This window comes from Glutamicibacter sp. BW80 (assembly GCF_002332385.1).
Classification (GTDB): Bacteria; Actinomycetota; Actinomycetes; order Actinomycetales; family Micrococcaceae; genus Glutamicibacter.
Genome location: NZ_NRGV01000052.1, coordinates 1 through 10,659, shown reverse-complemented (window position 1 = coordinate 10,659; position 10,659 = coordinate 1). Strand labels below are relative to the sequence as shown.

General features: G+C 60.1%; 9 protein-coding genes. 3 read left to right on the top strand and 6 right to left on the bottom strand.

The genetic code is table 11. The annotated features are described in order from the left end of the window. Positions 1 to 590: 590 nt before the first annotated feature. The 3 genes from CIK76_RS14870 to CIK76_RS14860 form a co-directional block, all read right to left on the bottom strand. Positions 591 to 1,844: a mechanosensitive ion channel gene (locus tag CIK76_RS14870; RefSeq protein WP_096287838.1), complete on the bottom strand. Its 1,254-nt coding sequence runs from the start codon at positions 1,842 to 1,844 to the stop codon at positions 591 to 593. Positions 1,845 to 2,249: 405 nt separating this feature from the next. Further along, entirely contained in the window at positions 2,250 to 2,696 is a 447-nt protein-coding gene (locus CIK76_RS14865) for an OsmC family protein (protein ID WP_096287836.1), read from the bottom strand. A 4-nt stretch (positions 2,697 to 2,700) separates the two neighbouring features. After that, on the bottom strand, positions 2,701 to 3,210 hold the full coding sequence (locus CIK76_RS14860; protein ID WP_096287834.1) for a GNAT family N-acetyltransferase: 510 nt from the start codon (positions 3,208 to 3,210) through the stop codon (positions 2,701 to 2,703). A gap of 338 nt (positions 3,211 to 3,548) precedes the next feature. Here CIK76_RS14860 and CIK76_RS14855 point away from each other — a divergent pair, with 338 nt between their 5' ends. The 3 genes from CIK76_RS14855 to CIK76_RS14845 are packed head-to-tail and all read left to right on the top strand — an operon-like array spanning position 3,549 to position 7,160. Beyond that, positions 3,549 to 4,697 (top strand): acetyl-CoA C-acetyltransferase, encoded by a 1,149-nt coding sequence (locus CIK76_RS14855; protein ID WP_096287832.1) that lies wholly within the window; start codon positions 3,549 to 3,551, stop codon positions 4,695 to 4,697. Positions 4,698 to 4,740: 43 nt separating this feature from the next. Continuing rightward, entirely contained in the window at positions 4,741 to 6,354 is a 1,614-nt protein-coding gene (locus CIK76_RS14850; protein WP_096287830.1) for a fatty acyl-CoA synthetase, read from the top strand. Further along, complete coding sequence (locus tag CIK76_RS14845) at positions 6,351 to 7,160, top strand: enoyl-CoA hydratase/isomerase family protein (protein WP_255248494.1); 810 nt, start codon at positions 6,351 to 6,353, stop codon at positions 7,158 to 7,160. Before CIK76_RS14850 ends, CIK76_RS14845 begins: the two co-directional genes overlap by 4 nt. 22 nt (positions 7,161 to 7,182) lie before the next feature. Here CIK76_RS14845 and CIK76_RS14840 read toward each other — a convergent pair whose 3' ends face one another. The 3 genes from CIK76_RS14840 to CIK76_RS14830 all read right to left on the bottom strand — a co-directional run bounded on the left by CIK76_RS14840 (position 7,183) and on the right by CIK76_RS14830 (position 9,926). Continuing rightward, positions 7,183 to 8,049: a sugar phosphate isomerase/epimerase family protein gene (locus CIK76_RS14840; RefSeq protein ID WP_096287828.1), complete on the bottom strand. Its 867-nt coding sequence runs from the start codon at positions 8,047 to 8,049 to the stop codon at positions 7,183 to 7,185. Positions 8,050 to 8,817: 768 nt separating this feature from the next. Beyond that, positions 8,818 to 9,279 (bottom strand): hypothetical protein, encoded by a 462-nt coding sequence (locus CIK76_RS14835; protein ID WP_096287826.1) that lies wholly within the window; start codon positions 9,277 to 9,279, stop codon positions 8,818 to 8,820. 182 nt (positions 9,280 to 9,461) lie between these two features. Beyond that, entirely contained in the window at positions 9,462 to 9,926 is a 465-nt protein-coding gene (locus CIK76_RS14830; RefSeq protein ID WP_141393573.1) for a hypothetical protein, read from the bottom strand. Positions 9,927 to 10,659: the final 733 nt, after the last annotated feature.

The following is a 10,659-nucleotide window of genomic DNA, read 5'->3' as shown; positions in this document are numbered from 1 at the left end:
TCAGAAACTTGACCAGCTCAATCTCTGCCCCACCACGTGTTCGTGGGTTTTCTGCGATTCTTACGTGAACACGAGTATTCATGTTTCAGATAATCAATTCCCAGCGTTCAGCCCTTTCCCACCCCTTAAATAAAGGTAATCCTGGCATCCTCATCAGATCCAAGACACTATTCCGGTGGGTACTATGACCTCTGCTGACTTCTGCCCCATCAGCCCTGACCTCACGGCCAGAACCGCTTCACCAGTCAAACCGGTGATGCACTGGAACAGACCTCCCCGGATAAGAGCATTTACTTTCCTCCTGCGCCCGCCACATTTACACACTTGCCGTTTCGGTGGAACGGGCTTCACCATCGCATGCTGGCTTACCCCGACAAATATGCCTTATATGTGGTTCGTGTCCCTCGGTGCTGGGATTTGCCTCCGGCTTCCTTCCCACCCCACCTCACGGTGACGCAGTTGCCATCGGCTAGAAGTTAAACCACCTTCTCCTTCAGAGGACTTTCACCTCCAAGTAAATGCCCATGCCGGGCGTACAAGAAAAAGAGTGGGACCGGTTACCCGGTCCCACTCTTTGCTGGTTCTAAGTTCTAGAACTCATTTGGAGGCGTCGGCGGTGTCGCCGGTGCCCGACGGGTTGGCGCGGTGCCCGAGGTGTCGGGACCGTCCATCTTGCTGATGTCGATTTTCTCCAGTGTGCGAGCCGCAGCATCGCGGCCGCCAAGGCCGAAGGCCAGAGCCGCTGCCAGGGCCGCACCGATCACGATGGCGCCGAAGGCCATGTTGATAATCGAATCGGCCAGACCCATGTACTTCAGGCCCATCGCGATGAACAGTGCGATGGCCGTGTAGCGGATGATCTTCGAGGCGGTAGTATCGCCCATCAGTCGACCGATCACACTTGCCAGCACGAAGCCGATGGCGATGATGACTCCACCGAAGATGACCTTGCCGCCCAATTCCAAGACCTCGTTGAGGATGTTGGTGATTGCCGGGAAGTTCAGCATGCTTGCTGCCATGACCGCGAAGAACAGGATAATTGCGATCTTCACGATGGTGGCGATGATTCCCGATGCGCTCTGCCCCTCGGGAACAACTCCCCAGCCCGCCACAACTCTGTCGGTCCCCACACCGCGCAGCGTTGATTCAAGCAGCTTGCCAACAAACTTGGCGATCAGGAAGCCCACGGCCAGAAGGATCAGGGCCATGATCACCTGTGGAATTGCGGTCAGGACGATCTGCAGCATCTCCTGCGCTGGTACCGAAATGGCCTCGATGCCCAAAACCTGCAGTGCGGAAATAGCCACGACCAGCAGGATCAGCGCAAACACGATATTTGCGATGACATCCACGATGGTCCGCTGCGTGCGCAGTGAGGTCTCGGGGTCGACTTCTTCGCCGTCGCCGGGAGTCAGTTTGCGAACGAGGGAACTGAAATCGACAGTTCCCAGACCGGTCTGGATCAGCTGCTTGATTACATTGGCGATCACGTAGCCAATGATGAAGATGAAGGCCGCACCGATGAGGTTAGGCAGGAAGCCCATGATTCCGGCGAGCAAGTCCTGCACCGGGGTCAGCACCTCGGTCAGCGAGAAGACCTGGAGAATAGCGATCAAGCCGAAGAGCCAAACGACCAGCGACGCGACCTTGCCTAGCGAATCACCGATCTGCTTGCCATCGGTGCCCTCCTTCTGGAGGAACTTAATCTTGGTGACGAGTTTGGCGACAGCCCATTTGACAACCTTGGCCACCAGCCAGGTGATGATGAGAATAACAAGCGCGATGGCAACTTTTTGCAGCATCGACGCCCAGTCAATGTTTCCTAGAACGTTCTGAGTTTGCATCTCTGCTCCTTCAACGTGGGGATAATTTAGACACTACGACGAGGATTTTTTGCTGACTAGGGCAAGGAGAGAACCGGCGGCCCTAGCGGATGACAAATACCGACATCGAAGAACTAATTCCGCACCTAAAGAGTGCAAATTCAACGGATAGAGCAGTAGATCACAAGATTTGATACGAAACCACTGTACTTGAAGATTTTGGTTTCGACCCCGGTCACAAGTTCGACTTTCCGGGCTTGACTTTGGATGACTCGCAAGTGTCTGAATTCCCGGTTACATGCATCCGGCTTCCCGTGCGGACGGGCGCACCAGGAATTCACCATCCCGGCTATGCCGGCACAACAGCTGGCATAGCCGGTCAAATTCAACGCATCCCTAGTACTGGCCCACGAAAATGGTGGCCGATCAGGAAACCGAGTCGGTGCCCTCGATGGTGCTGGTGACCTTGGACCCCAGCTCGACGGTGCGCGAGACCGTGCAGTATTTGTCGTGGGAGAGCTTCACAATGCGCTGGACCATTCCGGCTGCCTTGCGGCCTTCCACGGTATCGGGGAACTTCAGGTTGAAGGACATATCGATGTCTTCCATCTGGCTCGCGCCACCTGCTTCGACCTTGTAGCCGGTCGCGGTGACCTCGAATTTTTCGGGCTCCGCATGCCTGGTCGTCGCGGCATCGACGTCAATCGATGAGCACCCGGCAATCGCGGCCAGCAGCAGTTCGACCGGGGAGAGCAGGCCTTCGCCTTGGCCGAACTCGATGCTCGCACCGCTCTCGGTGCTGGTGGCCTGGTAGCGGCGCGAGGCCAGGCGTTCGATGGAGACTTCACGCAGGGAACGGGTATTTTCTGTCATGCGTCTATCGTTCCACGGGTCGCTCGCGGACCCTTGCATGACGCAGGGACACGCTAGGACTTTTGGCGTCGGCACCGACAAGACCGGCTTGGTCCTCCGATTCGAATCCGCAACGCCGGAAAAATTCCAACCCAGCGATGTTTTGCGCGTTGAGCACCATTTCGATCTCCGCGCAGCTGGAAAGCGCAAAGGCCGCCAGGGCCCTGCCGATACCTTGTTGGCGATGCTCATGGTGGACCCATAGGAGCTCCACACGCCGTTCGTCCATGGCCATGAAACCCACGACCTGCGCGCCCAGGTGCGCTACGAAAATTTCTGCACGTTGCGCATAAACGGTTTCCAAGGTCGAGGCTACGGAGGTCAAATCCGCGGCCGAGAGGAAATCCAGGCGCCCTTCGACGGAGGATCGCCACACGTCCAGCAGTTCCGGAACTTCTTCGATGCCCGTCCATGGGCGGATGCGCAAGGAGTGCGCGGAGGACGGCTGGTTCATGTCGGGGCTCTGCGAATCCATTGCTACTCCTCCTGCGCAGGGTGCACAACGCACCCTACTGATTCGTAACCTAGTGCTTCCTGAACCCCGCGTTCAAGTGCTGATCGCAGTATTTCCCCGCTTGGCGCGCCGCCCTGAGGGTTCTTGCCACGTCCCGAAGCAAGCCTTCGGGTCGCCCAATACCGCTTCCCCGGCCCCGGCAGGACGCCATTGTTCCGGCACCGCTGATGTGACCTAGACAACGCAAGGTAAGTTCGACATCCTAGTCTTAGCATCAACGAACATTCGATTACGCGGTTTCACCACTGAAAACACGGTGATGAGCGGTCCGAGAACCGCCGAACCTTGGAGGAGAGCCCATGGCCGAGGCCTACATTATCGATGCGCTGCGCACACCGGTGGGGCGCCGCGGCAAGTCTCTGGCGGCCGTGCACCCGCTGGATCTCGCGGCCGCGCCGCTGGCGGAACTGGTGCGCCGCAACGGCATCGATTCGACGCAGTATGACGAGATCATCCTCGGCTGCATCGACCAGGTAGGACCAAACGCCATGGACATCGCCCGCAGCGCGTGGTTGGCTGCGGGCCTCTCGGAACAAGTTCCGGGAACCACCGTTGAGCGCCAGTGCGGCTCCGGCCAGCAGGCGGTGTCCTACGCGGCCCAAGCGGTGCTCAGCGGCACCAGCGATCTAGTGGTCGCCGGCGGCGTGCAATCGATGTCGAGCATTCCGCTGTCCTATTCCAATACGGCCGCCGCGCAGTTCGGCTTCCCCGACCCGTACACCGGCTCCGCGCGGTGGGCCCAGCGCTATGGGGACCAGGAGATCTCGCAGTTCCGCGGGGTGGAGATGATGGTCCAGAAGTGGGGGCTCACCCGTGCCCAGCTCGAAGATTTTTCCGTCGCTTCCCATGAAAAGGCCCTGCATGCCCAGGAGCAAGGCTACTTTGAGCGGGAGATCCTGCCGTTGGCCGAACTGCGCGCCGATGAGGGGCCGCGCACGCCGGACCGGGCGAAGATGGCCTCGCTGCCGCCGATTATCGACGGCGGCCTGCACACCGCCGCCAGCGCCTCGCAGATGTCCGACGGCGCCGCCATGCTGCTGATCGCCTCCGAATCGGCGGTCAAACGCTACGGACTGAAACCGCGCGCCCGCATCCACCACATCTCGGCCCGCGCCGATGACCCGGTGATGATGCTCTCGGCACCGATCAACGCCACACGGCATGCGCTGGCCCGCGCCGGGATGAGCCTGGAAGATATGGACCGCATCGAAATCAACGAGGCCTTTGCCGCGGTGGTCCTCGCCTGGCAGCAGGAAACGCAGGCGGATATGGCCAAGGTCAACGTCAATGGCGGCGCCATTGCGCTGGGCCACCCCATCGGCGCCACCGGTGCCCGGTTGATGACCTCGCTGCTGCATGAGCTGGAACGCAGCGATACCCGTTGGGGTTTGCAGACCATGTGCGAAGGCGGCGGGCAGGCGAACGTCACCATCCTCGAACGGCTCTAAGCCCCGACCGGGCCAACGATTTCTCGATTAAGGATTCCCGCTCATGAACGATTCCCTGCCAGCAAGCGAAGAGCCGAACCCGAGGTCTGCCGCCCTCAAGGATTCGCATAACACCATCGGGGCACTGCTGCGCCGCGGCGCCGCGCGCAACCCCGAGGCCAGCGCCCTGCTCTTCGAAGAGCGCGAGTGGAGCTACCGCGAGCTTGAAAGCGCGGCGCGGCGCGTGGCCCGCCGGCTGCAGGAGGCGAACCTCCCGCCGGGTTCCCGGGTGGCCGCCTACGCGGCGAATTCCGATGCCTACGCGATCCTCTTCCTGGCCTGCGCCCTCGCCGGGCTGGTGCATGTGCCGGTGAACTTCGCGTTGAAAGGCGATGAGCTCAGCTACCTGTTGGAGGATTCGGGCGCGGTGCTGGTGGTAGCCGACGAACAGCGGCTCGCCCTGGTCGACCAGGTTCGCGCGCAGGGCCGGGCCCCGGCGGTGGAACGGGTATGGACGCTCTTGCCGGCCGGCACCGGGGAGCCCGCGATCTTGGAAACCGCGCTGGATCCCGGGGCGGCGCAGCTGCCGGCGACGCAGGGCTCCGGGACCGAGCTGGTGCAGCTGCTGTATACCTCGGGCACTACCTCCGCGCCCAAGGGCGCGATGATGACCCACGCCGCGCTGCTGGCACAGTATGTTTCCTCGATCATTGCCTTGGATTTCACCGCCGAGGACCGCCCGCTGATCGCGATGCCGCTGTACCACTCCGCGGCCATGCACGTGTTCCTGCTGCCCTATTTGTCTCTCGGGGCACGCGTCCGGCTGCAAGCCAGTCCCGATATCGCCGAGACCCTGGAGAGAGTCGAAGCCGAGAGCATCGGGTCGCTGTTCCTGGCCCCGACGGTGTGGGTGCCGCTGAGCAACCACCCAGACCTGGAAAGACGTGATCTCTCCTCGCTGGCCAAAGCCCAATACGGTGCCTCGATTATGCCGGTGACGGTTCTGGCGCGGCTGCGCTCACGCTACCCGAAGATCGGTTTCTACAACTGCTTCGGGCAATCCGAGCTGGGTCCGCTGTGTTCGGTGCTGCGCCCCGAGGAGCATGAGGCCCGTCCGGCCTCCTGCGGCCGTCCGGTGTTCTACGTCGAGGCCCGGGTGCTCAACGCCGCCGGGGAACTAGCCGAGGCTGGCGAACCCGGCGAGATCCAATACCGCTCCCCGCAGGTGATGAGCGGCTACTGGAACAAGCCCGAAGCCACGGCGCAGGCCTTTGTCGACGGCTGGTTCCGTTCCGGTGACCAGGTCACCGTCGATTCCCAGGGCTATATCCAGGTGGTGGATCGGATCAAGGACGTGATCAACACCGGCGGTGTGCTGGTCGCTCCGCGCGAGGTCGAGGACTGCATCTACGAACTCGAACAGGTAGCGGAGGTGGCCGTGCTCGGGATCGCCCACGAGCGTTGGATCGAAGCCATCACCGCGGTGGTGGTGCTCAAGGAAGGGGCCGAGCTGAGCGCCGAATCCGTGCGCAGCCACGTGAAAAGCCGGATCGCCGACTACAAGGTGCCCAAGCGCGTGGATTTTGTGGCGCAGCTGCCGCGCAACCAATCCGGGAAGCTGCTCAAACGCCAGTTGCGGGCCGAACGTGCCGGAGTCGAAAGCGGACCGCGCGCATGAGCCAGCCCATCCCCATCACCACGGTGGAAACCATGAATCAGGCAGCAACCGCGATCCGCGTGGAGACTCGGCCGGGAATTGTGCGCATAGTTTTCCAGCGCCCCGCGCAGGGCAATGCGCTGAATCTGGCGTTGGCGCGCGAGGCCCTGACCGCGCTGCGCGCCGCGGAGGAAGAACCCGACGTGCAGGTGCTGACGTTGACCGGCGAGGGCCGGTACTTCTGCGCCGGCGGCGACGTGTATTCCATGGCCGCGCTCGCTGCCCGGGACCGTCCGGCGTATCTGGCGCAGCTGGCCGGGGCGGCCCACGAGCTGGCACTGGCGATCGTGCGTTCCCGGTTGCTGGTGATCGCCGCGGTCAACGGCGCGGCGGCCGGCGCTGGGTTGGGGCTGGTGCTTTGCGCCGACTGGGTGCTGGTCGACGAGTCCGCTCCGCTGGTGGCCGCCTATGCCTCCATCGGGCTGAGCCCGGACACGGGGGTCTCCTATTTCCTTCCCCGGGTTCTCGGCCATCAACGGGCCGTCGAGCTGACCCTGGGCGGGCGCAAGCTGGTCGGTGAGCAGGCGGTCGACTGGAGGCTGGCCAACGAGGCGGTGTCCTCCGAAACCTTCGCGCCGCGTCTCGCGGAGCTCGAAGACGGCTTCGTGCGCGGCGCGGTGCAGGCGATCGGCCCCACCAAGTCCCTGCTCCGCGCCGGCGTCGCGGAGGAACTCGAAGCCCATCTGCATGCCGAGGCTTCGAGCATTGCCCGCCTGTCGGAACACCCCGATTCGGTTCGGCTGGTCAACCGCTTCGCCGGCAAATAGCGCACGCGGGCCGGCGCAACGCTCAGCGGAGGCCGCCGGCTTGGAGATTGCGCAGGTAGGCCAGCGAGTCGGCGGCCAAGGCATTCTGGCTGCTGGCCAGCGGCCGCCAGATCGCTGCGGCCTCCGCGAGCGTGGGGTTGTGCGGGTTGAAGGACTTCACGCACAGCGGTCCGTCGTAGCCGGCGAGGTCCAGGGCATGGACGAACCCGTGCCAATCGAAATGGTCAGCTCCCACGATTCCGCGGTCATTCGCGCTCAGCTGCACATGGTTGATGTGCTCCGTGGCCCGGGCCACCGCGGCGGCGATGTCCTGCTCCTCGATATTCAGATGGTAGGTGTCCAGCCCCATGCCCAATCCGGGGCCCAGCAAGGGCTCTAGCGCGTCGAAGCACTGGTCGATGGTGTTCAGCAGCGAGGTTTCGTGACGGTTCAACGGTTCGATGGCCAGCGTGATGCCTCGCGCGGCGGCGTGCTCGACCAGTGGGGCCAACGCGGTGCGCAATTGCGCATAGGCCGCCCTGCGCTGCCCGTCGTCCAGCGCGAACAGCCGGCCCGTGGCGGTGTACAGCGGGCCGGCGACGGTGGTTGCGCCGAGCGAGGCCGCCGCGTCGATGCAGCCGCGGAGGTAGTCCTGCGTTGCCTCGACTTCTGCCCTCGGCACCCCGATAAGGTTGTGCCCCGCAGGCATCACTGCGGCAAGCACCGGGTGCAAACCCAGTTCGCCCAGCAGGTCCTTGGCCCGTTCTGGATCCCAGTCGCCGAGTTGTTCCAGTGGTAGCTCGATGGCATCGAACCCCAGCTGCGCCGCTTGGGTAGCCAAATGCGCCAAAGATTCATCGGTCAGCCTGGCGGTCCACACCCAGGTGCTCACCCCGAGTTTCCGTTGCATAACCCTCCGCCTCCTGAAATGGGCCGGCCGGTGCGACCGGCCTGTGCGTTGTCTGCCGTCGTACTTTCAGGTTACGCCCGGAAGAACGACGCGGATAGGGCGGCCGTTGACTCTCAAAAACATCTGGGTCTAGCCATCGGCAAATTCTCTATTCCGCACTGGGCAATGACCCGCTCAGCCGGGCTTGTTGGGTGAATGATTTTTTCCTTCACCCCCGATAGGTCACTTCACCTGCCGAACATCATCTACCGGTTGCCGGGGCACAGCGCCCTTGGTGCCTATTAGTGGTCTGCGCGGCGTGAGTTCCGGTGGACGGTTGGGGGCGGGTTTGATGACTGAATGAAAAAATATTCGCCCTTGTTCCCGCACCAAATTCGTGGGTGATTCTCCGGTTGCAGCGCAACGGCAGCCCAGTCTGCAGGTGCTGGGACTGCTGGCCGGCGAGATGCTTTCCCGGAGGTTTTGACTGCCAACTTTATTTGGCGGTTAAATCGCGACACTAATTGGCGGTTCATGGAGCTCCAAGAGTGGAGCCCTCGTAGAACACCGCAACGCCGGAAACTCAATCACCAACGTTCGTACTTTTCAACGTGCTTGAAACGTCTTGCAACCCATAGTTTGTTGAGACAACACGGATAGGGTCAAACAGGCATCTAACCCAATACCATCTCCTGCAACGCGGCAAGCAACATGAAGAGCGCCACACCTGGCAGGTGCGGCCCTCTTCATGTCTGGCAACTTCAGGTATTGGCGTAGGGTGCTGGATACTTATTCCAAAAGCTCTCCGACGCCGCGAAGGTTTATTTCACCGAGGGTAACGATGTGCAGGTATTGTTCCGGTGCTTGCTGTTCAGCGGTGTCCCGGCTGCAATATAGGGCCGTGGGCTGTGGATTCTCCATGATCCCGAAGATTGGATTCCCATCGGCGTCCTCATCGTACGATGACAAAGTAGTATGCGTGAGATACAAAACGCAGCCATCTACCAGGTCTATGCTTTCGGCACCCTGCACCTTTCGAGCTTCCCAGCTGACTTTAGTGTCTAGATACTTTTCCTGAATCGCAAAGCATTCACGTTCACTGGCCACGATCGCAATTATTGGCTCTATGTATTCAAGATCTGGAAATGGGCTGGGTTGTTTCCCATAGACGACGTAGACCATCTGATCTTCTGAATATTTCGAGCCAAGGCGAATCTTGATTTTTGTCAGGATGCTGCTTAGAGACGGCATGGAACCCCCTTCTGTACAGGAGCGTAGGCATCAGCATAGTAAGTCTTGCCTTTGTCGACAATAGTTCCGAGAGTACGGCCTGACCATGTGGTTTTTTTCGCAGATTTGCATGACAGTGCGTGATTTGTCTGCGTGAAGACAACAGGATAGTAAGTGCCGTTATATTTATCGCCCTTTATCTTTTAGGCTGGCTGGCTAATCTCCGGGCCACCTTTGGTCCACCAGGCTAATCGTTTAAATCGCGCCTGTGAAGAATGCTTGATCGAAGTGACTTTCGTGGTGCAATAGGTTGTGGATTTGAAGCCACCCGTACTATAGTTCCCAGATTTTCTGGTGTGAAAACCTGCGGCAACGATCTTGCAAGGCCCGTAATTCACTTTTGCCATGGCACCCACATTGAATCCGGCTTTGTGTAGTTCGTCCATCTTATCCATCTTGGCTACTGCATCGGCAGGCGATTCCGCTTCGATGTAGTTCGATTCCGTAGGGGTTTTTTCGGGGAAGAAATCTTTCGTTGAAAGGGCGTATTCCGAGGACTGCTGCACCGTGTGGGTTTCGCTAACAGGAGTTTCAACAGCCTGCGCCATCCCCGGTAATGCAGCTACCAAAGACAACGCAAGGGGTAATGCTACAAAAGTAAAATTCATCGTTATGCCTGACGCTTGTAGTTTAAACTTTTGGTTCTGGACTCAATATTTTTATTATCTTCAATAGTGTAACTTCTCGCCTAAAGTTTTTACCACAATGCACCCTACAGCAGGCTGAAAGTTCATAGTCTTCGATAAGGGCCGATTCGAGGCATAGGTCACGTCCGACTTTGCGACCTATCGAAGAAATTAGAACGCTGACAGGCGAGATCACTATTGATCCAAGCCAGGTCATTGAATTTGAGTGCCAAGGCCGCGGGGTGTGCGGTCCCTAGGAGCTTTGGCCTTTCTGGTGCTCTTGACGGCCCTGATGGCAGGCTTCCTGAGCTGACGTCACCTCGACGCGAATGCTCTCCATCTCACGGTCGATGCGTTGGGCTTCGAGATTTTGGACCGTGCCCTCGCGTTTCTCTCGGCGCTCACATATATAGTCCCGCTTATGGGCGCCTAAAACCGCCACTTGGAGCTGCGATTTAGCCGTCAAACGAACCCAACAGTCACAACTTGTAAAGTGGCGGCTTTAATATCCCAAAAACGATCGTTATTGAACATGTGCCAACATGGCAGTTATTCCACGCAGATAGTCCTATTCATCAAAGGTATTGAAGGCTTGGACTCTGATTATCGGCTGTTCCAGCAATATAAGTCCGGCGCCGAGTGCTACTGCCAGACCCCTGTCTGTCAGGGTTGAGTGAGACCAGTCCCTCATAGCGACCCCCGCCTCACCCCAGAC

Bases quoted from the DNA above. Each gene is read 5' to 3' on its own strand.
- CIK76_RS14870 (WP_096287838.1), bottom strand. From the start codon at position 1,844: ATGCAAACTCAGAACGTTCTAGGAAACATTGACTGGGCGTCGATGCTG.
- CIK76_RS14865 (WP_096287836.1), bottom strand. From the start codon at position 2,696: ATGACAGAAAATACCCGTTCCCTGCGTGAAGTCTCCATCGAACGCCTG.
- CIK76_RS14860 (WP_096287834.1), bottom strand. From the start codon at position 3,210: ATGGATTCGCAGAGCCCCGACATGAACCAGCCGTCCTCCGCGCACTCC.
- CIK76_RS14855 (WP_096287832.1), top strand. From the start codon at position 3,549: ATGGCCGAGGCCTACATTATCGATGCGCTGCGCACACCGGTGGGGCGC.
- CIK76_RS14850 (WP_096287830.1), top strand. From the start codon at position 4,741: ATGAACGATTCCCTGCCAGCAAGCGAAGAGCCGAACCCGAGGTCTGCC.
- CIK76_RS14845 (WP_255248494.1), top strand. From the start codon at position 6,351: ATGAGCCAGCCCATCCCCATCACCACGGTGGAAACCATGAATCAGGCA.
- CIK76_RS14840 (WP_096287828.1), bottom strand. From the start codon at position 8,049: ATGCAACGGAAACTCGGGGTGAGCACCTGGGTGTGGACCGCCAGGCTG.
- CIK76_RS14835 (WP_096287826.1), bottom strand. From the start codon at position 9,279: ATGCCGTCTCTAAGCAGCATCCTGACAAAAATCAAGATTCGCCTTGGC.
- CIK76_RS14830 (WP_141393573.1), bottom strand. From the start codon at position 9,926: ATGAATTTTACTTTTGTAGCATTACCCCTTGCGTTGTCTTTGGTAGCT.